Source organism: Flavobacterium sp. GNP002 (genome assembly GCF_054343795.1).
This window is the reverse complement of record NZ_JBTGUW010000001.1, coordinates 2,718,775-2,739,886: the sequence shown is the minus strand read 5'-3', so window position 1 is coordinate 2,739,886 and position 21,112 is coordinate 2,718,775. Positions and strand designations below refer to the sequence as shown.

General features: G+C 32.8%; 17 protein-coding genes. 6 read left to right on the top strand and 11 right to left on the bottom strand.

What is annotated here, in order from left to right:
• The first annotated feature begins 62 nt into the window (after positions 1-62).
• The 5 genes from ACXX80_RS11995 (at position 63) to ACXX80_RS11975 (ending at position 5,122) form a co-directional block, all read left to right on the top strand.
• Positions 63-1,010 carry a zinc metalloprotease gene (locus ACXX80_RS11995; RefSeq protein ID WP_417991098.1) on the top strand — a complete coding sequence of 316 codons (948 nt, stop codon included), beginning with the start codon at positions 63-65 and terminating at the stop codon, positions 1,008-1,010.
• A gap of 243 nt (positions 1,011-1,253) precedes the next feature.
• Positions 1,254-2,201 carry a zinc metalloprotease gene (locus ACXX80_RS11990; protein ID WP_458553403.1) on the top strand — a complete coding sequence of 316 codons (948 nt, stop codon included), beginning with the start codon at positions 1,254-1,256 and terminating at the stop codon, positions 2,199-2,201.
• A 76-nt stretch (positions 2,202-2,277) separates the two neighbouring features.
• Positions 2,278-3,369 (top strand): AI-2E family transporter, encoded by a 1,092-nt coding sequence (locus tag ACXX80_RS11985; RefSeq protein WP_458553402.1) that lies wholly within the window; start codon positions 2,278-2,280, stop codon positions 3,367-3,369.
• A 2-nt stretch (positions 3,370-3,371) separates the two neighbouring features.
• Positions 3,372-4,553: a THUMP-like domain-containing protein gene (locus ACXX80_RS11980; RefSeq protein WP_458553401.1), complete on the top strand. Its 1,182-nt coding sequence runs from the start codon at positions 3,372-3,374 to the stop codon at positions 4,551-4,553.
• 2 nt (positions 4,554-4,555) lie between these two features.
• The gene (locus tag ACXX80_RS11975) at positions 4,556-5,122 is read left to right on the top strand and encodes a hypothetical protein (protein WP_417952135.1); all 567 of its coding nucleotides are present in this window, start codon (positions 4,556-4,558) and stop codon (positions 5,120-5,122) included.
• Between the two features lie 3 nt (positions 5,123-5,125).
• On the opposite strand, the gene ACXX80_RS11970 is transcribed toward ACXX80_RS11975, so the two are convergent.
• Positions 5,126-5,785 (bottom strand): M15 family metallopeptidase, encoded by a 660-nt coding sequence (locus ACXX80_RS11970; RefSeq protein ID WP_458553400.1) that lies wholly within the window; start codon positions 5,783-5,785, stop codon positions 5,126-5,128.
• Positions 5,786-6,077: 292 nt separating this feature from the next.
• Between ACXX80_RS11970 and ACXX80_RS11965 the strand changes: the two genes are divergently transcribed.
• Positions 6,078-7,322, top strand: a complete 1,245-nt coding sequence (locus tag ACXX80_RS11965) for a site-specific integrase (protein WP_458553399.1) — start codon at positions 6,078-6,080, stop codon at positions 7,320-7,322.
• 147 nt (positions 7,323-7,469) lie between these two features.
• On the opposite strand, the gene ACXX80_RS11960 is transcribed toward ACXX80_RS11965, so the two are convergent.
• From ACXX80_RS11960 to ACXX80_RS11915, 10 genes are all read right to left on the bottom strand, one after another.
• Positions 7,470-8,561, bottom strand: coding sequence for a Fic family protein (locus ACXX80_RS11960; RefSeq protein WP_458553398.1), 1,092 nt, complete (start codon positions 8,559-8,561; stop codon positions 7,470-7,472).
• A gap of 255 nt (positions 8,562-8,816) precedes the next feature.
• Entirely contained in the window at positions 8,817-10,787 is a 1,971-nt protein-coding gene (locus tag ACXX80_RS11955; RefSeq protein ID WP_458553397.1) for a hypothetical protein, read from the bottom strand.
• 16 nt (positions 10,788-10,803) lie between these two features.
• Complete coding sequence (locus ACXX80_RS11950; RefSeq protein ID WP_458553396.1) at positions 10,804-11,055, bottom strand: hypothetical protein; 252 nt, start codon at positions 11,053-11,055, stop codon at positions 10,804-10,806.
• A 208-nt stretch (positions 11,056-11,263) separates the two neighbouring features.
• A complete protein-coding gene (locus ACXX80_RS11945; RefSeq protein ID WP_458553395.1) occupies positions 11,264-11,953 on the bottom strand; it encodes a DUF6602 domain-containing protein in 690 nt (229 codons plus the stop codon).
• Positions 11,954-12,000: 47 nt separating this feature from the next.
• On the bottom strand, positions 12,001-12,756 hold the full coding sequence (locus ACXX80_RS11940) for an SMODS domain-containing nucleotidyltransferase (protein WP_458553394.1): 756 nt from the start codon (positions 12,754-12,756) through the stop codon (positions 12,001-12,003).
• A 166-nt stretch (positions 12,757-12,922) separates the two neighbouring features.
• A complete protein-coding gene (locus ACXX80_RS11935) occupies positions 12,923-13,849 on the bottom strand; it encodes a nucleotidyl cyclase domain-containing protein (protein WP_458553393.1) in 927 nt (308 codons plus the stop codon).
• 176 nt (positions 13,850-14,025) lie between these two features.
• Positions 14,026-16,905 carry a type I restriction endonuclease subunit R gene (locus ACXX80_RS11930; protein ID WP_458553392.1) on the bottom strand — a complete coding sequence of 960 codons (2,880 nt, stop codon included), beginning with the start codon at positions 16,903-16,905 and terminating at the stop codon, positions 14,026-14,028.
• A 188-nt stretch (positions 16,906-17,093) separates the two neighbouring features.
• Positions 17,094-17,843: a DUF3800 domain-containing protein gene (locus ACXX80_RS11925; protein WP_458553391.1), complete on the bottom strand. Its 750-nt coding sequence runs from the start codon at positions 17,841-17,843 to the stop codon at positions 17,094-17,096.
• Positions 17,844-17,852: 9 nt separating this feature from the next.
• Positions 17,853-19,073 carry a restriction endonuclease subunit S gene (locus tag ACXX80_RS11920; RefSeq protein ID WP_458553390.1) on the bottom strand — a complete coding sequence of 407 codons (1,221 nt, stop codon included), beginning with the start codon at positions 19,071-19,073 and terminating at the stop codon, positions 17,853-17,855.
• Positions 19,073-20,635, bottom strand: a complete 1,563-nt coding sequence (locus ACXX80_RS11915; protein WP_458553389.1) for a type I restriction-modification system subunit M — start codon at positions 20,633-20,635, stop codon at positions 19,073-19,075. Before ACXX80_RS11915 ends, ACXX80_RS11920 begins: the two co-directional genes overlap by 1 nt.
• Positions 20,636-21,112: the final 477 nt, after the last annotated feature.

Here is a 21,112-nt window from a genome sequence, read left to right as displayed (position 1 = left end):
AAAAAATTGTTATAGAATTGTGAAATAATTAACCAAATCTATTAATTTATAACAAATTTTTTATGAAAAAAATTCTTTTATCTGCCGTAGCATTATTGATGCTTTTCTCTTGTCAAAACGACACAACAGAAGTTGCACCAGAAGCCAGTGTATTGGCACGTCGCGGTTGTGCATCTCAAGAAGTTCTTGAAGCACAAATGAAAGCTGACCCAACTTTAGCTTTAAGAATGAACGAAATTGAAGCATTTACTGAAAAAGCTATGCTATCTGGTCGTTTAGTAAACGGAAAAGTTGAAATTCCTGTTGTAGTAAACGTATTGTACAGAACTGCTGCAGAAAACATTTCTGATGCTCAAATTCAATCTCAAATTGATGTATTAAATGCAGATTTTAATGCAACTAATTCAGATTTCAGTAGTACTCCTGCTTTATTCTCTGGAGTTGCTGCAAATGTGGGTATTACTTTCGTTTTAGAAACAGTAAATAGAAAATCTACTACTAAATCATCTTGGGGAACTAGAGATGCAATGAAAAAAACAAAACAAGGAGGTTTAGATCCTACTTCACCTACAACAAAACTTAACATGTGGGCTTGTACTATTGGTGGTGGAATCTTAGGTTATGCTCAATTTCCTGGAGGATCAACAACTACTGATGGTGTTGTAATCGATTCTAAATATTTTGGATTATCTGGATCAGGTGCTTATCCTTATAACTTAGGAAGAACTGCTACTCACGAAGTTGGTCACTGGATGAACTTACGTCACATTTGGGGTGATGCAACTTGTGGAAGTGATTTAGTTTCTGACACACCTACACATGATACTGCTAACTATGGTGCACCAGCTTACCCACATTACAGCACTTGTACTGGAACTCCAGTAGAAATGACAATGAACTACATGGATTACACAGACGATAGAGGAATGTACATGTTCTCTAACGGTCAAAAATCAAGAATGGCTGCAATTTTTGTTTCTGGTGGAGCAAGAGCAGGTTTCGGAATATAATTCCCCTTCAAACTCAATATATAGAAGCGACCTAATAAGTCGCTTCTTTTTTTTAAAAGATATTTTGACTCTATTCTAAAATAGTAAAACTTACCCATTTCATGTTCTTATACTAAAAGCATAATTTTAACTCATTTTTTAAATTATTTTTTAAATAAATGTTTAAAAAATTTGTTTTTCGGAAAAATTGTTATAAAATTGCTATATAATTAACCAAAACCATTAATTTATAACAAATTTATTATGAAAAAAATTCTTTTATCTGCTGTAGCATTATTGATGCTTTTTTCTTGTCAAAATGAAACAACAGAAATTACTCCCTCAGCTGATGCAATTACAAAACGTGGTTGCGCATCTCAAGAGGTGTTAGCTGCACAAATGAAAGCTGACCCAACTTTAGCCTTAAGAATGAATGAAATTGAAGCATTCACACAAAAAGCAATGTCAACAGCCCGTTTAGTAAACGGAAAAGTTGAAATTCCTGTGGTTGTAAATGTTCTTTACAGAACTACTGCCGAAAATATCTCATTAGCACAAATTCAATCACAAATTGATGTATTAAACAAAGACTTTAACGCAGCTAACTCCGATTTTAATAGTGTTCCTACATTATTTTCTGGAGTTAAAGCCAATGTAGGTATCTCTTTTGTTTTAGATCAAGTAATTAGAAAATCAACCACTAAAACATCTTGGGGAACAACAGATGCAATGAAAAAAACTACTTCAGGCGGTTTAGCTCCAACATCTCCAACTACAAAATTAAATCTTTGGGTTTGTACAATTGGTGGCGGAATTTTAGGATATGCTCAGTTTCCTGGAGGATCATCTTCAACTGATGGCGTAGCTATTGATTCTAAATATGTAGGAACTACCGGAACTGCAACTTATCCTTATAACTTAGGAAGAACTGCTACTCACGAGGTTGGTCACTGGATGAACTTACGCCATATTTGGGGTGATGCAACTTGTGGAAGCGATTTAGTTTCTGATACACCTACACACAATACTGCTAACTACGGTGTTCCAGCGTATCCACATTACAGCACTTGTACTGGAACTCCAGTAGAAATGACAATGAACTACATGGATTATACAGATGATAGAGGAATGTACATGTTCTCTAACGGTCAAAAATCAAGAATGGCGGCTTTATTTGTTTCTGGCGGATCAAGAGCTAGTTTTGGAATATAATTTTTAGTTTTTTTAGATTTTAAAACTCGCTACTAGTTAGCGAGTTTTTTTTATCTTTATAACCTAAAATAGCAATATGATTACATCTAAAACCATTTCAAATGGCATTATCAGAGCATTATTAACAACAGTTTTCGTTGGTTTAATTTTGTTCTTCTTCTATCAAATTCAATCTGTACTAATTTATCTAGTTGTATCGTTTATACTTACATTAATAGGAAATCCTATTTTAGACTTTTTTAAAAAGCGATTGAAGTTCAACCATGTTTTTGCAACAATAGCAACTTTGTTTATTTTCATACTAATCATATTTGGGTTTATAATGATGTTCGTTCCTTTGATTTTATCTCAAGGACAAAATCTATCACTTCTTAACACTGGTGAAATTGAGAAAAACATAGTCCAGTTAATCAATCAAATCACGGTATTTTTAGACAATCACCAAATTGATTCCGCAAAGGTTTTAAAAGAAGCAAACATTACTTCTAAAATAAATTTTAATTTCATCCCTAACTTTTTAAATACAATTCTAGGTACAATTAGTAGTTTGGGTGTAGGATTAGGCTCAGTATTATTTATTACTTTTTTCTTTCTCAAAGATAGATTAATGTTTATCGTTGGTGCTAAAAAATTAATTCCAGACAGTCATGAAGATCAAATTTTGAATTCATTGGAAAAAATAAATTATTTACTGTCTCGTTATTTTATTGGTTTACTGCTTCAATTGTTTATTGTATTCATTTTATACCTTATAGTCCTAGTTATTTTTGGTGTTCCAAATGCAATTGTTATTGGTTTTTTATGTGCTGTGCTAAATATCATTCCCTATATAGGTCCATTAATAGCCTCTTTTTTAGCTGCAATTTTAACTATGATGAGTAATTTAGGAAGTGATTTTCAATCTGAAATTTTACCTACAACTATTTATGTGTTAATAGGTTTTTGGATTGTACAAATAATTGACAATAACCTGTCGCAACCTATAATTTTTTCCAAAAGCGTTAGCTCACATCCCTTAGAAATATTTCTTGTCATCTTAATTGCAGGTTTCCTTTTTGGAATATTAGGCATGATTGTGGCTGTTCCTTTGTACACTATATTAAAAGTATTTGGAAAAGAATTCTTTCCTGACAACAAAATCATTCAACTATTAACTAAAGATATTTAATTTTGGATTTAAGGATTCTAAATGCCGAAATACAGGCGTTTATCAATAATAATATTGGCAAAAGTATTTCGAAATTAGCACTACAAAAAAATCCCTTTCAAGATGTGGAGTGGATTTCCGTTTTGAACCAAATAGAAGCCAAAACAAAATCTAAAGATAAATTACCGAATTGGTTTGTTACAAAAAATATTATTTATCCAAGTAAAATTTCAATAGAACAAACTTCGTCGGAAAAAACGGCAGCGTATAAAGCTTCAATTGTATCCGGTGAAACGCTAATCGATTTAACGGGAGGTTTTGGAGTTGATGATTTTTATTTTGCAAAAAAAACAAAGACGGTGGTACATTGTGAAATTAATCCTGAACTGTCAAGTCTGGTAAAACACAATTTTGAGCAATTAAATGTTTCTAATATCACCTGCTATGCTGGAGATAGTTTAACTACATTAAACACTTTAAATGCAAAATGGGACTGGATTTACATTGATCCTTCCAGACGAAATGAAGCCAAAGGCAAAGTATTTATGCTGAAGGATTGCTTACCCAATGTTCCTGAAAATCTCGATTTTTATTTCACCAATTCAAATGCTGTCCTAATAAAAACAGCGCCCATTCTTGATATTTCGGCGGGTTTGTCAGAATTAAAACACGTAAAAACGATTCATATCGTAGCCTTAGAGAATGAAGTAAAAGAATTATTATGGGAATTGCACAAAGGCTATTCTGGAGATATAAGCATCAAAACTGTCAATATTGTAAAGGATAAAACGGAAACATTCGATTTTATTTTGAATGATGATTCTAAATTTCCAAACTTTAGTTCGCCGCAAAAATATTTATATGAACCCAATAGTGCTATCATGAAATCAGGCGGATTTGATGAAGTAAGCTCATCATTTAATCTAAATAAACTGCACAAACACTCCCATTTATACACATCAACAACCTTAATATCATTTCCAGGTCGCGTTTTTGAAATTCAAAATACATTTCCTTATAATAAAACGGAAATGAAAAATCATTTAGAAAAGAATCAAGCAAATATCACCACCCGTAATTTTCCTGACAGCGTAGAAAGTATTCGAAAAAAATGGAAAATAAAAGACGGAGGAAATGTCTATTGTTTTTTCACAACTGATGAAAATAATCATAAAATAGTTTTAATTTGCACCAAAATATCATAAAAATGAAATACGTTATTACACTAACTTTATTATTCTTCAGTTTAAATATATTTGCTCAAAAACCATGTGAATACAACACAAATGTTACCGATTCTTTAGGTACTTACAAATCGACAAAAGAATACATGATTAGCGAGAAAAATTTTGCAGGAAATTCCAGTTACATTTTTTATTCTTTGGCATTAACAGATGGACTACCTACATTGAATCTACAAATAATCCAAAAAAGTAAAGACTTTTTGAAAGCGAATTGTTTTGATAAAAATTCAAAATTATTTTTACAGTTAAATAATGGAAAAATAATCACTTTGATCCATATCGATCAAGAAAATTGCGGTACCATGCTACGCGACGATAAAGGATTCGACAATAGAGTAAATTCAGGGATTTTCATGTTTATGAAAGATAGCTTTGAAGAATTAAAAAATTCTCCAGTGTCAATGATGCGTATTAAATATTTTACGGATACAGAAGATTACATCCTCAAAAAAGAGTTTAAATCTGAATTAACGAATGAAATTTACAAACCGGAAACGTATTTCATTGACAATTTAAAATGTATTGAATAACAGTTATTTACAATCCCATTTAGCATTAGAAACTTTATCACTCAAACCTGACTTCAAATTGTAGTGCCACCATTCTGAATCAAAAGAATTGAAACCACTATTTACCATAATTGTTTTCAAGACCATCCTGTTTTGTTTCACTTCTTGTGAAACATTCGGATAATTGTGACTCGCTTCAATTCCAAAAAAATCGAAAGAAGTTCCCATATCCAATTCTTTTCCATTACTGTCTACCAAAGTAATATCTACGGCTCCTCCTCTATTATGAATAGAACCTTTGGCAGGATTTGCAACATACTCTGGATTAGATACAATTTTCCACATTTTTTTTTGAATGTCCAAAGGTCGATAGCAATCAAAAATTTTTATTTTATAGCCTTTCTTCATGAATTTTTTATTCACTTCAACAAGTGCATTAACGGTTTTTAAGCGTAAAAAACATTCAGCACAATCATACACCTTTGCTTTTAGAAAATTATCAGACGTTGCATACTTCATCTCATAGACAAAATCTTGGCTATACTCTTTTAAATTTACAAATGTAGTGTCATTGATAATTGAACCATTATTTTCTTTAGCATCAGAAACGATAGTTTGTGATTTACAGGAAACAATACACAAAAAGGTACAAACAAGTGCAAATGGTTTGAAGCAGGAAGTCATAAACGCTATTTTTTATAAAAATAGAATAAATAAAGGGATTTCAGGAAATATAAAAACAAAAAAAACGATACTATTTCTAGTATCGTTTTAAGTGAAGGCAGAAGGATTCGAACCTTCGACCGCCTGCTTAGAAGGCAGGTGTTTTATTTTTTATTTTTTATTCTTTTTGTTTACTTTGTTGATTTTTAACATATTATATTTAATAAATTATTCTTATTATTGATTATTTTATACTTTTGTCACACAGATGTTCGTCAAATGTTCGTCAAATGTTCGTCAAAAAAATTAAAATATGGCTTCAATCAAATTTACAATAAAAAGGAATGCAAATAAGGATGGGAAACATTCTATCGTTTTGGTCTTAATAAAGAACAGACGCAATACCTCAATGGCCACCAACTACGCATGTGATTTTGATGCGTGGAGCTTTGAGAGCAATACATTAAAGACGAATAAAAAAGGTCAAGAACTAAAAAGGATAACTGAAATAAATAATTTCATTAGTAAAACAAATCTTAAGATTGAAGATTTTATAAGAGAGAAACGTCGCTTGAATGTAGATTTTACAATCAAGGATATTGCAAATGAAATTAAAGCAGATGATATAACCAAAGCACCAGCATTAGATTATTACAAATTTCATCAAGAAATCACAGATGAGTTTCTAAATTCTAATAAAATTGGAACTGCAAAAATCTATAAAGAAACTCTGAGTTCCCTCAAGAAATTCCATGCAAAGACTGAACTAAAATTTCAAGATTTAAATTTTGAATTCTTAGAAAAATATGATTCTTTCTTAAGAAGTAACGGGGGGTCTGATAGTGGAATAAGCATCAAGATGAGAACGATTAGAGCGGTATTTAATAATGCTATAAAAAGAGAAATAATCTCTTCCAACACCTACCCTTTTAAGCACTATAAAATATCAGCGCTGAAGAAAGAAGCAAAACGAGAGTATTTGACTGATGAAGAGTTGCAAAAATTGATTGCTAAAGATTTCAGCTCTAATAAGAATCATCAATTTGCAAAAGACATGTATTTGTTTAGTTTTTACTGTAGAGGAATGAATTTTATTGACTTACTAAAATTAAACAATTCAAATTTATACGATGAAAGACTATCCTATTTAAGAACAAAAACTGGAGTACACTTGGATTTTAAGCTTCGAGATCACTCGCTCAAGATATTAGAAGTTTACAACCAAAAATCCATGAACTCCTATCTATTTCCTCTTTTACTAGATGAAAACATGACCACAAAAAAAATTAAAAACCGAAGTCATAAATTACTTGGGCAAATAAATCCAGCGCTAAAAGAAATGATGGGAATTTTAAAAATTAGCAAACACATCACTTTTTATACTGCTCGCCATACATTTGCTACGTTTTTAAAGTTTGAAAACATTCCTATCGATGCTATTAGCGAAATGTTAGGTCATACCGATATTAGAACCACTCAGGCTTATTTAAATAAGCTACCCAACAAAAAGCTTGACAAAATTATTGATGATGTTTTTGAAAATTCAAAATATTTCTAAAATAATGCTTGTAATAATCGAACTTAAAATGTCAAGTTTTTTGAGCAAATAACTTGATATTTACATAAAAACAATATTTTTTCCTTCAAAACTAGTACTCAAATAGCATCAATTAGTGCTTAAGGTAATTCACTTAATAACTAAGACTTACGTTATATCAATTAATTTATAACTAGTACTTCTTCCTGCACCTTCCTGTACTAAAATACCTTTAGATATTAAATCTTGTAAATCCCTTAATGCAGTATCAGTAGAAACGCCAGTTATCTTTGCGTATTTAGAAACGGTCAGTTTTCCAAAAAAAGTATCCAGTAACATTTGAGTAACTTTCTGTTGGCGATTATTAAAATCAATATTGTGATTAATTTCCCAAAATTGAGCACGTTTTAAAGTCATGGCAATAGTTTGGTCTGTTTGCTTCATAGAACGTAACAAACAGTTCAAAAACCAGTCCAACCAATCTGTTATATCTAGATCTCCTTTTTGCGTTTTTTCTAAAATGCTATAATATGTTTTACGCTCAATTTGAATTTGTGCTGACATAGAGTAAAATCGCTTTTTACTTTGATCGGCTCGTGCTAACTGCATATCAGTAATAGCTCGAGTAATACGACCGTTTCCATCGTCAAAAGGATGTATGGTAACAAACCATAAATGTGCAAAAGCCGCTTTCAATACAGGATCAAGTGATTGTTCATCGTTAAACCAATTAAAAAAGAGATCCATTTCATGGGGTACTTTATCCGCTACTGGAGCTTCAAAATGAACTATTTCTCTCCCCATTGCACCCGATGTTACTTGCATCACACCATCTCGCCAGTCCGCAGTTTTAATTTTATACATTCCGCTTCTACCTGTTGGAAAAAGCGCTGCATGCCATCCAAATAAACGCTCCTCGTCTAGTGGTTCTTCATAACGTTGTGTAGCATCTAGCAACATTTCGACAACACCATCTACATTACGATCAGCTGGCACAGCAGCTGCTATCTCAATGCCTAGTCGTTTTGCTATTGAAGATCGTACCTGATCATGATTGAGTTTTTCGCCTTCAATTTCGCTTGATTTAATAACATCAAGAGTCAATGTTTGAAGCACCGTTTCTTCTTGTAGACGAAAGCCAAGCCCTTGCATAACACCTAGTATAATACCCTGCTGATGCCTTACTTTACCAAGCAATGGCGTAATAATAGCTGCATCCCAAGTGAAATTTGGCCACTCTTTCTTTTGATAAATATACATAGTACCGCATTTTTGCGGTAAATATAGTGTTTAATTACCGTATGAAAGTAATTTTGCGGTGTAAATTGTTTTAATAAACTGCAAAAATGCGGTGATTAAGTTAATTAATCACCGCATTTGGATCGCAACTTTTAGATGGCTAGATGTTCGTAACTGCTCAATTTTCGGCTTAACGAAAACTTTATGCGAAATGGCAATTCCACTAAACTTCAGCTAGCTCAAAACAGCTGCCGGCAGTTCGGTGTTTTTTTGTATTTATCGATTTTCCAATTCTATTACTCTTTGTTCCGAAATATTATATCGAGTTGCCATTCTGTTTAAAATTCTTCTTTCTTTTTCTGTAATTTCCCCATCGTTCAACAATTCTTTGTATTCATCTAAATATTCTTTTTCATTTTCATTTAAATCTGCTAAAGAAGTTAATTTGTTTTCCAACTCGATAGCTCTTTCATGAGATATCCCTTTGTTTACTCTAAACCTTTCCAAAATCCTTCTTTCTTTTTCATCAATTATGCCATCATCCTCGAGCATGAACTTAACTTCTTCGACATACTCTTTTTCAATATCTGATGAAGCTTCTATGATAGCAGTTGTAGATTGCAAAGCATTTGATTGTTCAGTTAATTTATCAATGGATTCAAACTCGATTGATATTTCCCATTCTGCAGATTCATTTTGTTCAAATGTTTCTTCTATGGAATGATTTACATTTAGACCTGCATCTACAAAATAGTTTTTGAAAGCTAATTTTAAATTGATTTTCTCACTATTACTTATAGAAACAGCGCTTTTTGAACTGATAATTTCGTGATGATCAAGTATATTACCATTCATGCGTTGCTGGTATAATCTGTCCCATGATTGTTCATGTGGATACCAAAGTAAATCATTTGGTACATATGGAACCTTAACAGGATTAAATGTTTGCGTTTTTGCTCGTGAGTCAAATTTATCTTCTTGTTGGTTTTGTTTTTTATCTCTTTCAAATGCTCCACTACCAGTATTCTTTACTGGACCTTTCCCTAGACCAACTGATAAATCTGTATTTAAATTAGAATTTTTAGTTTGGTTAGTATTATTTCCTTTTATGATGCTGTAAGTGATTTTTTTGGCTCCCAAACATTGAACAAAATAGAAAAACTCATCGAATTTATCCGACGATAAATTTTTTTCATAAGTAGAAAAGGGAAGATAAGATCCTTTTATGTAGGGATGTGCAATATATAGTTCTCTATTTTTAGGATCATTATTTGGGAATTTTAAATTTTGAGGTAAATTGTTTTTATCCAAAACAATAAAAGTGTCCAAAGGTGTGCTTTTTAATTCGTTGTCAATTAAAATTAGTTTTCTTTTTTGAAATGGCAGATCGATAAAATTATCGTTAAAGCGATTTTGATATTCATTAATTTCAGTTTTAAGTTTTATTTTTTCTATTGAACTATTAGAAAAACTAGAAGCTTGCTTTAAACATATTATTGCTTCGTACTCATTATTCAATTTAAATAAAATATCTGATTTAAAGTAAAACCAGATTTCTTGATTAATATCATCAAAATGATTTTCAAGCATATCGTTAACAATGTTCAATGCTTGATTATAATCACCTTTTAAAAATAATGCGTATGCGAAGTATAATTCTAAATCATAGTAAACAAATTCTTTACCGATTTTATTTATAAAATCATCATAAATTTCAAGTACTTTATCAGCATAGTCATTTTGTTTATGAATGTCTAATTTTTCAATTTCGCTTATTTCCCCTAACTCAATTATTTTACCAAAAGTAATTTCATAAAGTGCGTCAGCATCAAAATCAAATGTTCCATTATTAATTCTGGAATTAATAAAATCTTTTATGAAATCACGGTTTACATCAGTAAGGACACTTCTTGATTCTAACCCAAAAAAGCGTGCGGGAATTGTTCCACATCTATCTCCTTTTAAATCATAGATATACAAAAGAGAGTCGGTACTAAAATATACTCTTGAAATCTTACTGAAATGAAATATAATTGGATATTTATTTTCATTTACAAAAGAAATAAAATCTAATGTAATAATTAATGCTTCGTTAAAACCATACTTTTTCCATAAATAATTAACTTCTATATTTTCGTTTAATTTTGAATCTAGAAGTGCATTTTTTAATAGAGGTTTTGGGAAATTATCGGTATATACATTTGTAACACCTATAAGATTTTCCATTTTAGAAAAATTATATTTCATTTTTTATTATTTAAAATTACAAAGCTGGAGCATGTTTCCCTTTCCCACTTCCATTAGGATGTCTGTGACATGAATTTCCTGTCAAGCTGATAATAGTTGAAGCCAATGTGCCACAATATTTACAACTGTATTGTGATTTTTCACTTCCCTCATAGAGTTTGTGTTTTCCTTTACTCGCACCTAGCGGATGGCGATGGCAAGAATTTGCCGTTAAACCCGAGATGCTTGAACTTTTAGTTCCGCAATATTCACAATAAAAATTTGACATATTTTATTTTTAATGATTAATTTTTAGTTTTTTGGTTGGTTTCTGTTTTTTACAAAATAACGCATAACGTTATGCCACTTTGAGATGGCTGGAAATTAGTAAAAGTTTAGTTCTTCGGTTTAACTAAAACTTGATGCGAAACGGTTATTCCAATAAACTCCAGATATATCAAATCAGTTGTTACCGCCAGTGCTTCTTTTCTTATTTATTATATACTTTTAATTGCTCTTGCATAGGCTTCAATATCCATCGCGGGAACTGTCCCAAGTTTCTGTAAATTAATTAGCAATTTTAAAAAAAAGTAAATTAATGTTTCTTCATTTTGACTCGTTTCTAACGAAAATGAGGATTCTTGATATGTCAAAGTATAAGAAGCTTTTTCTAAAATACAACCAATGTCAATTTGAGAATGTTCGTCAAGTGAATTGGTGCAGTTTTGAAAGCCTACACCAAATGTATCAACCCAACCAGAAGCTAAAGTCAAAATACCGCCCATAATTCTAAAAGGTGGTTTAGGTTCTTGAATGTGTCCGCCAGCGTGAACAATTGGTGCTGAAGTCCTATTAAGCAGTCTTACACTTTTTATTTTTTCGCAAGCATATAAAAAATTCGCTTTGTCAAGTTCTTGCTTAACTTCAAAAACTGCGTAAACACTTTCAGCAGGTATATAAATAGCTCCGTCCTGATTGAATACGAAAGGTGAATATTGTCTATCATAAATTACTAAGTCAAGTTGTTGGCTAAATCTATTATTACTGTCAATTACAAAAGCTTTATCTACTTCATAACGTCTTGGTAAATATGTTTTTAACCACTCAATCCAATTAATTTCAGAAGCATCCCCTTTTGAAGTTGGATGAAAAATTATTTCCCTGTTAGATGATAATTTTTGAATCATCTGCTTTTGTAAGTTCAGGAATATTTGATGTAAATTTATATCTCCCATTACCAAATTATTTCCCCCCAAGTTTTATTCTCTAATGAAGTTTTTGCTTTTAATGCAATTGTTTCTTTTTCATATTTGTAAAGCATATCAGATATTTTATTGTTAGTGTTTGAAGGGTCAGTTACCGAGCTATCAACAAGCTTATCTTTTAGATAAGTAAGAATTGTCAAAAAATTGCTAGCAAGGTTATTTGTCGGTTTATTGTTTAGAGCATTTAATACAGTCAATTCAAGATAAATAGAAGGAAAATCTAAGCCATGAATATGTTTCCAAATTTTTGTTAGTATGATTTCATTTACTCTATTTGAGTTTTTCACTTTTGTAATATGTAAATCAACATTTGTTTGCATCCAAGTGTCTTTTTTACTACTGTAAATACTATGATAATTTTGGTAGCCTGATTGTATTTTACCAGGAACTAAGTCGATTTTTAAATTATTATGCGTAATACCAATTGAAACATTTTGTCGTCTTGTCACCCAACCAGCACTTTTTATCGTTGTGTCTAATTTATCATAAATGTCCTTTAGTGAATTTGTTGTATCGGCTTTTAATGAAATGAAAATATCAAAATCAGCAATGCCTTTTAATGCTGTTCCTTTAGCAATTGAACCGGATTGTTTAATAGACGATAATTGAAGACCCGCCCAAGTTGTCAATGTTGTTTTAACAGAAGATAACCTCCAGTCATCAATAGTGATATTGTTAGCCTTTTTGTTAGCGATAATGTTTTTTAAATATTCGTCTGCTGTCATATATTTGTTGTTGTTTTTAGCATTGGCGGTAACTTTTGGCCGTTTGGCGATGTGGCGGATTAAGAAAGGTAAACTTTCGGTCAATGACTAATTTTCCAAACACAAAACCATCTTTTAATTAAGCCTAATCCCGCTATATTGCCAAACGGCGGTTAGCTGCTGTAGCTTATTCATCCCAATCGTCTGGAAATATTTCAGGTTTTATTTTGCGATAATCTTTGTAATCATTTATTCTATTGTTTTGTCGTTTTACAAATCCTTCGTCTCGTTTTGCTAATACATCACTCGAGTCGAAATTGTGAAGCACATCTAGTAATTTGTTTTCAGTCAAAAAGTTTATGCTAGCTCGTAATTGTTGCAAACCTTCGGAGTTTTTTGAATTCCATCGAAATTTGGGTGATGCTCTAACAATATTTCCTAAAACAAGTCTTTGCTTTGTAAACTCAATACGCTGTTCAAAAGATGCGAAATTTACATTTATCTCATTTTTGTGGTCTAACTCAGGCGTTAAATACCATTTAAATTCATCAAAAATAGAATAGTCTACGGGATTAGTGAATGGCTGGAACATTTCAGAAATACTATTTGAAAGATTCTCGTTTTCAGTCCACAGTTGAGAGGGCACATTTTGATTTATTAAAACCCGGCATCCTTTTGAGCGAGATTCCAATTTCGCTGCATTAGTCACAGCATCCCCTAAAATAAAACGTCCTAATTTGTGGCTTTGTGCAGTTTCTATTATTTCTCCGTAAGATATTCCTCCACGACATAATATTCCTCTATGAATAGATCTGTGCATAAAGTTTGATGCAGCGATTAATATATCCGTGATATTCCTGGACCAAATAAACGCACAATCAGACAATTGCGTAATAGTTATGTTTTCATTTTCTAAATCGAGCTCCATCAAAATTTTTCGAAATTCAGCAAGAATAGAAGCCCCGAGAAATTGATTTTTGTACTGTTTTTTATTTCCACTTAACCAAGGTTCAAAATCCTCTTTTTCCAGTTTGACTACGCCGTTTGTCAATGCCGATATTCCTAAAATGTCGACAAAGAAGACTGCTCCTTTATAATTTTCTATTGATTCCATTTTTAGTTGTGTTTTGCGGTGCCATAGCAGCTAACTTACCGATTGCTCTGACAATATAGGACTAAGCTATTTAAACTCGACGTCTTTGTCTTATATAAGTCATTCTTTCACTTTTGCTAATCTATAATTAAAATATTACAAATAAAAATATTTTTATATAAATAATCTTACGTTTACTAAGCCATCATCCCCTTCACAAAAACCTCCACAAACTCCTTCATTTTAGCAATGATTCGGTCACCGATGGTTCTAGCTTGCAAGATGCTGGGTCTGTTGTCTAGGCATTGAAAGACTTCATCCTTTATGGGTTCTCGACCACTGTAGATGTAAGCATCGATTAAGGATTTGAATTGTGCTTTGTCCAAGTGTTCTTCCTCGCAGAGTTTGCCTAATGCCAAGACTTTTTGATCTTGCCAGTATTTTTCAAATTCATCTTGAATAGAATCACCATCTTTGATGTTGGGCATGTTCTCATCAATGAATTTTTGAATCAATTCTCTTTTGCTTCGCAACAGAATGTCTCCTCCCAGCAAATCAATAATGGCTTTCTTTTGGGCTGCAGCAGCGGTTGGTGTTTTCTCCCCTTTTAGTTGCGTTAACAATTTCAGGATGTACGCCACGTTGATTTGGTCGGTATGGATTAATTCTAATTCAAAATCAATGTCATCAAGAATCGATGTCTTTTTCTTTTCATTATCCTGTTTCACCTTTTGGTAGATGTCCAAATACTTGGCTTTATAGTCTTCGTATTCTTGCTCATCAATTCCTAAATCCTCCCAATCAAAATCAGTGTAGGATTGCAGTACATTCATGGCTCGCATCAACTTTCTGAACGCTTGCACAAATTGTGCATCTTCTTCTTCGCTTTTTAAATCATTTACACTTTGATACGTGGGTGTAATTTCCCTTAAAAGTTTCAAGGCTTCGTCAAACTTTTCCGCAATGGCCTCGTAATCGGGCATGGTCACTACTTCAATGGCCTCTTTGTTCGAAAACAAAGTAATAGCATCATCAGTAGCTTTTTTAAGATTTCTAAAGGATAAAATGTTTCCTTGTGACTTCTGTTCGCCTAATATCCTGTTGGTTCTGGAATACGCTTGAATCAAGCCGTGTTGCTTCAAGTTTTTATCTACATAAAGTGTATTTACTTTTTTAGCATCAAAACCGGTTAGCATCATGTTGACTACAATCACAATATCCAATCGGTCTTTCTCGTGATTGAAATTTTCTTTTTCTCGGTCTTTTAGTCGTTGGCTAATGTTTTTAAAGTAATTCTCAAACTGTTGACTGTCCTTAGTCGAAAAACTGGTATTGTACATTTTGTTGTAATCACCAATGTATTTTTCTAGCTTGTCTCGGGTGTGTTTGGATTGATAGGTCGTTGGCTTTTCCGCTAAAACATCAAAGTCAACCTCATCACTTGGTAAATAATCTTGCGCTTCTTCTGAATCTTCATTGGTACCGTAGGTAAAAATAGTAGCAATGCGCAAATCGTGTGCTCCAGCTTCTTTCTTTTGTTGAAAAAGGTCGTAATACTGAATCACATTATCAATACTACTGACTGCTAAAAGTGCTGAGTAATCTTTGTTGAACGTTTTTTGATCGTGATACGCAATGATGTAATCTACAATTTTGTTGATTCTCTTTTCGGAATCTAGAACTTCTTGCTTGTCAATGTCCTCTACTTCTATGTCAATAAAAGCATTGCTCTTGTTCTTGTATTTCCCTACATATTCAATCCCAAAACGCAAAACATTTTGATCCCGAATCGCATCGGTTATGACGTATTTATGCAAACAGTTGCCAAACAAATCTTTTGTGGTGCGCTTTCCTAAATCATTCTTAGAAGCGTTTTCGGCAAAAATGGGTGTTCCTGTAAAACCGATTAACTGGCTTTTCTCAAAGAATTTGGTAATACGATCGTGTGTTTCACCAAATTGCGAACGGTGACACTCATCAAATAAAAAAACGATTTTCTTGTGTCTTAAAGCTTCTATTTTGCCCGAGAACCGTTCCGAAATGGCATTGTTTAATTTTTGAATTGTAGTTAAGACCAGCTTGGTATTGTCAGTCAATTGTCGTACTAACGATTGGGTATTATTGGTAACATCAACGCTGTCTTTTTTGAACGCGTTGAACTCATTCATGGTTTGGTAATCCAAATCTTTCCTGTCTACAACAAAAACGACTTTATAGACTTCGGGCAATTCCATCAAAATTTGGCTAGCCTTAAAGGAAGTTAAGGTTTTACCCGATCCTGTGGTGTGCCAAATGTAAGCGTTGTCATTCGAGTTTTTGACTTGGTGTATAATGGCTTCGGTAGCAAAAAATTGATACGGACGCAAGACCATCATTACCTTATGAGTTTCATTGATCACGATGTAATGTGCTATCATTTTACCCAATTGATTTGGGTTAAGGAATGCAGCTGCAAACTCGGGTAACTCAGTGATGTTTTTATTATTGGCATCAGCCCAAAAGAAGGTTTGTTTGACGGATTGCAATTTATTGTTGGCCAAATATTTGGTGTTAACGCCATTGCTTATAACAAACAATTGCACGTATTGAAACAAACCGTGGTTGCTCCAAAACGAGTGCATTTGGTAACGATTGATTTGGTTGAAGGCTTCTTTGATTTCAATGCCGGAACGTTTCAATTCTATTTGTACCAATGGCAAACCGTTGACCAAAAGTGTGACATCAAAACGATTTTTATAGCTTCCTTCTAATGCTATTTGATTGGTAACTTGATATAAATTTTTGCTATTATCCTCTGCATTAAAAAACCGAACATAAAGCGAAGTGCCGTCTTCCTTTGTTAATTGAAAGCGATCCCGAAGTGTTTTGGCTTTTTCAAAAACATTGCCTTTGGCCAAATGATTCAAAACAGCATCAAACTCTTTAGGAGTAAAAGTGGTTTCATTAAAAACTTCCAACTGGCATTTGAGGTTGGAAACTAAAGCGTCTCCATCCTGAATTTTGACAGACGTATAATTCAAACCAATCAATTGCTTGATTAAGTTGTTTTCTAATGTGGCTTCGGATTGGTGGCTCATCTACTTAAAAGGTGTTATATTTTTTGTCTTACTATCCTCAAATAGTTAATAATATGTTTATTGCTATTGCATTTATTTAAAAAAGTAATACATTTGCAACATAAATACAATACAAACGATTCAAAAATAAAAGGATTGGGGTGTCCCCGGTCGAGCAGAAGCCAAACAATTTGTTTGGCTTTTGTTTTTTATGGAAATATCTTAAGCCCATATCTTTTGCCGTTTTTATTATATATTTTGTTCTCTAAAACTTCGAATGCTGGATTGGCTCTTTTAGGCTCAATAACATAGCGCGCTATTGGATACGCTATTAAATCAGCTAATTGCAATCCATTTATGTTTTCTTTTTTATCTCTAAATGTAATCTTTATGCCTACTTCTTGTAAGCGTTCTGAAGTTACATAAGTGGTTCCCCTTGAAACCAATCGTTGAAAATGTTCACCTAATTTTTTGTCCTCTTTTTTACCTCTTTTTTCAATAATTATTTCTAATTGCTTTCTAACATCTTTTATTTCATCCAGACTAAAGATAGCTCTTTCGATAATAAAGGATAAGGCTAACTCATACACATCATTAGATAATTTGCCATACGTTTTAATATATTTTTCCTTATTGATAGCAGAAGCTAAGATTCTATATTTTGAATTTTCAATTACGTCATTAATTCTTAGATAAAAATTACCCTTAACCTCTAAATCGAATAAAATTTGAAATTCTTTTTCACATTTTCTAATGTCTCTAGAGTGCAGAATGACTTCTTTATTTTGCAAAAATTCTTTTTTGATCGCATTAATTGTATCCTTTGTTTGAATATAGTTTTCTTCGCTGGTGATTAAACCACATAATAAAAAAACAGGAAAAGAAGCATCCAAGCTTGCTAAACCGTGGTCTCCGCTTTCATCAATAAACAGGAAGTATTTTTTTATTAAATCACTCATATTTTTTGTTTACAAAAACATTTGCTGCAACAATCCTTTTTTAAATTCTTGCGTTTTTACCAATTCCCCATTCACCTGTTCTATTTTACTATCGATGCCCGATAAAAAATTGGCGATTTTTTGTTGTTCGGGTAAGGATGGAACGATAGCTATTAAATTTCTAATCACACTTAATGACAAAAATTTTTGTGTTCCTCCTGTATTTTGTTCGAAAAACTGCTGATTTATTGAATCTCCTTTTAAAAAATGAATTAAAAACAGATTCAGCAAATCCTTCTTTTCTTTGATTAATGCAACATTTTTAATTGCAAATCCTTCAGATTTTACTAACACTGGATTTCCGATGGTTCCTATCATTCCAAATAGAATATCATTAATATTGACTTTTGACCTTTGATTGACTTTATTGTAATCAAGTTCATTTATAAATGAAACATTTTCAAAATCAATACTTCCGTTTTTCATTAAATTTTTTGAAGTAATAAATGGAAATCCTTTATCTACATATTTGGGAGAGTCGTGAGTTCCATCTCTGACATCACAAACATCCCCCAATTTTTTCTCCTCCCAATCCGGATAATCCTTTCCATTCTCATCTTTGAAGCGCAATTTGCCTGAGAATAATTGTTGCATGACCCCTTTTTTGTATTGTTCTAATAATTCCTTTTTGCGGGATAATTGCTGTATTTTTTCATCGACTGCATTTAAAAAAGAAGCTATTTTTTGTTGCTCTGGGAGTGTGGGAAAAAATATTTCAATACTTGACAAGTCCGTTGAATTAATTGCAGGATAACTTGTTCCTGTGCATCTCAACATAACATTGGCAACGAATTTTTCTGTATGCAAAAATTGAAATAAAAATTGCGAATCATTTTTTGTTCTAATTTGTGCATATCCAGTTGAAGCTACATAGTGTCCAACTTTATTAAAATATAAATTGTTTTTTTGATATGGACGTACAGTTTGATAAAGGATGTCCATTTCTTTCAAGACTCTCTGAGCTCTGCTAGGAGCTTCATTTTTTGAAATGATATTTTCTTTAACTAAATGTCCATCGGTAACACTTTCCAAATCAATATATACAAATGATTCTGGTAGTGATGAATTTTTAGGATTCAATGATGCAAATTTATTTAATACAGAATTCTCCCACTCCTCATCAAACTCAGGAAATCGCAATTTAGGGACAGAGGTTATTTTCCTTTCAATATGTAAAGTTATTGTACTCATTAAAATGGAGTTTCTATTCCTAATTCCGTACAAAAATCGGCAATAATAGCATCGGTCGTTTTAGATTGCGAAGCTAATTCCCGTAATTCGGTCGTTATTGCTGTTAAATCTATGGTATCTTCCTCTTCAAACGTATCTACATAACGGGGAATGTTTAGGTTGTAATCGTTGGTTTCAACTTCGCTTAGCTTCGCCAAATGGCTGTATTTGTGTTCTTCTAAACGGTTTTCGTAGGTACTAATGATTTTATCAATATCCTCGGTACGCAATACGTTTTGGGTTTTTACTTTTTCAAAATGTTGGCTGGCATCTGTAAACAAAATGGTATCTGGATTGTCGCGTTTTTTCTTTAAGACCAAAATACAGGTTGGGATGCTGGTTCCGTAAAAAATATTGGCGGGTAAACCTATTACGGCATCGAGGTAGTTTTTCTCTTGGATCAAATATTGGCGAATGTGTCCTTCGGCACCACCACGAAACAAAACGCCGTGTGGCAAAACAATGGCCATGGTTCCGTTATCGTCAAGCTGGTGCACCATGTGTTGTACAAAAGCAAAATCAGCTTTTGAGCTTGGTGCGAGTTTGCCGTAGGCCGAGAAACGATCGTCGGTCATGTGCAGTGGGCTCGCAGACCAGTTGGCCGAGAATGGCGGATTGGCCACAATGGCTTCAAAACGCAAATCGTAATGTTGTGGACGTTCTAGGGTATCTTCGTTTTTAATATCAAAACGCTTGTAGTGTACATCGTGCATGATCATGTTCATGCGGCACAAGTTGTAGGTGGTAGGATTCATTTCCTGACCGTAAAAAGCACTTACATCTTTTACTTCTTTGGCTACACGCAACAGCAAGGAACCCGATCCACACGTTGGGTCGTACACACTTTTTAGTTTGTCTTTGCCCACGGTTACTAGTTGCGCCAAAATGCTACTGACTTGTTGCGGCGTGTAAAATTCACCTGCTTTTTTGCCAGCGCCACTGGCAAACTGTCCTATTAAATATTCGTAAGCATCGCCCAGTACATCGCTATCTGTATTTTCTAAATCAAAGTCAATTTCGTCTAAATGAATCAAAACTTTTACGATCAATTCGTTTTTGTCTGCTTCTGATTTACCAAGTTTGTGAGAAGTTAAATCCAAATCCGAAAATAAGTTTCCAAAATCTTCTTCACTTTCAGATCCCATGGTACTTTGCTCAATGTGTGTGAGTACTTTGGCTAGATCGCCCAGGATGAAATTGTTTTTTCCGCCTGCGTTGCCTCTGCGTGCTAGTTCTGAGAATAAATCGGCAGGCTCTAAGAAAAAGCCTAATTTGTCAATGGCCAATTGTTTTATTTCTTGCATCAAGAGTGCTTCATCAGGATGTCCTACTACTTCTTGAAAAGTCAAACCGTCGGGTTGTAGGATGGTGTTGGCATACAAATCCATTTTAGTACTCAGGTACTTGTAGAAAATGAAACCCAATATGTAATCTCTAAAATCATCAGCATCCATTTTCCCACGTAGGGTATTTGCGATGTTCCAAAGTTGTTGTTCTAATTTTTGTTTTTGTTCTGCTGCCATTAATGATATATAATCGTATTGTTTATGTTGACGTAAATATTTCTTATTAATTAATTAGTTAATTAGTTTTATAATTAATTAGTTAATTAATTTCTTTGCTTTAAGCTTTTGGTGTGTGGTATTTTTTTGATTGCAATTTGTGGTATTGTGTTACTACAACCAAAAGTGTTTTTGGAAATTTAATTATGTAAGAAATTCACTTTGCTAAGATATTAAAAAAATAATTTTAAGCAGTGCAAGAACCAACAAAGATATTTGCGTTTATGTATATTTTGTTTTCTTATAATTGATGTTGATGGACATAGTTGGCTATTGAATCATAACTTTAGATAACTAATTATTTTTAAATCATTGTCTCCGTTTACTGTTTCAGGCAATTAGCGTGTCACGCAAGGTCTATAAAACCCAAAAAGCACTAAAAAAACGATGCGTTTTTTAGTGCTTTTTTACATTGTTCTTTTCAGAATCGTCGCCGAT

What these genes read in the sequence shown, in the direction of transcription:
- ACXX80_RS11995 (WP_417991098.1), top strand. Translation starts at nt 63, where the DNA reads ATGAAAAAAATTCTTTTATCTGCCGTAGCATTATTGATGCTTTTCTCT.
- ACXX80_RS11930 (WP_458553392.1), bottom strand. Translation starts at nt 16,905, where the DNA reads ATGAGCCACCAATCCGAAGCCACATTAGAAAACAACTTAATCAAGCAA.
- ACXX80_RS11990 (WP_458553403.1), top strand. Translation starts at nt 1,254, where the DNA reads ATGAAAAAAATTCTTTTATCTGCTGTAGCATTATTGATGCTTTTTTCT.
- ACXX80_RS11985 (WP_458553402.1), top strand. Translation starts at nt 2,278, where the DNA reads ATGATTACATCTAAAACCATTTCAAATGGCATTATCAGAGCATTATTA.
- ACXX80_RS11945 (WP_458553395.1), bottom strand. Translation starts at nt 11,953, where the DNA reads ATGATTCAAAAATTATCATCTAACAGGGAAATAATTTTTCATCCAACT.
- ACXX80_RS11975 (WP_417952135.1), top strand. Translation starts at nt 4,556, where the DNA reads ATGAAATACGTTATTACACTAACTTTATTATTCTTCAGTTTAAATATA.
- ACXX80_RS11965 (WP_458553399.1), top strand. Translation starts at nt 6,078, where the DNA reads ATGGCTTCAATCAAATTTACAATAAAAAGGAATGCAAATAAGGATGGG.
- ACXX80_RS11960 (WP_458553398.1), bottom strand. Translation starts at nt 8,561, where the DNA reads ATGTATATTTATCAAAAGAAAGAGTGGCCAAATTTCACTTGGGATGCA.
- ACXX80_RS11925 (WP_458553391.1), bottom strand. Translation starts at nt 17,843, where the DNA reads ATGAGTGATTTAATAAAAAAATACTTCCTGTTTATTGATGAAAGCGGA.
- ACXX80_RS11915 (WP_458553389.1), bottom strand. Translation starts at nt 20,635, where the DNA reads ATGGCAGCAGAACAAAAACAAAAATTAGAACAACAACTTTGGAACATC.
- ACXX80_RS11940 (WP_458553394.1), bottom strand. Translation starts at nt 12,756, where the DNA reads ATGACAGCAGACGAATATTTAAAAAACATTATCGCTAACAAAAAGGCT.
- ACXX80_RS11935 (WP_458553393.1), bottom strand. Translation starts at nt 13,849, where the DNA reads ATGGAATCAATAGAAAATTATAAAGGAGCAGTCTTCTTTGTCGACATT.
- ACXX80_RS11950 (WP_458553396.1), bottom strand. Translation starts at nt 11,055, where the DNA reads ATGTCAAATTTTTATTGTGAATATTGCGGAACTAAAAGTTCAAGCATC.
- ACXX80_RS11920 (WP_458553390.1), bottom strand. Translation starts at nt 19,073, where the DNA reads ATGAGTACAATAACTTTACATATTGAAAGGAAAATAACCTCTGTCCCT.
- ACXX80_RS11970 (WP_458553400.1), bottom strand. Translation starts at nt 5,785, where the DNA reads ATGACTTCCTGCTTCAAACCATTTGCACTTGTTTGTACCTTTTTGTGT.
- ACXX80_RS11955 (WP_458553397.1), bottom strand. Translation starts at nt 10,787, where the DNA reads ATGAAATATAATTTTTCTAAAATGGAAAATCTTATAGGTGTTACAAAT.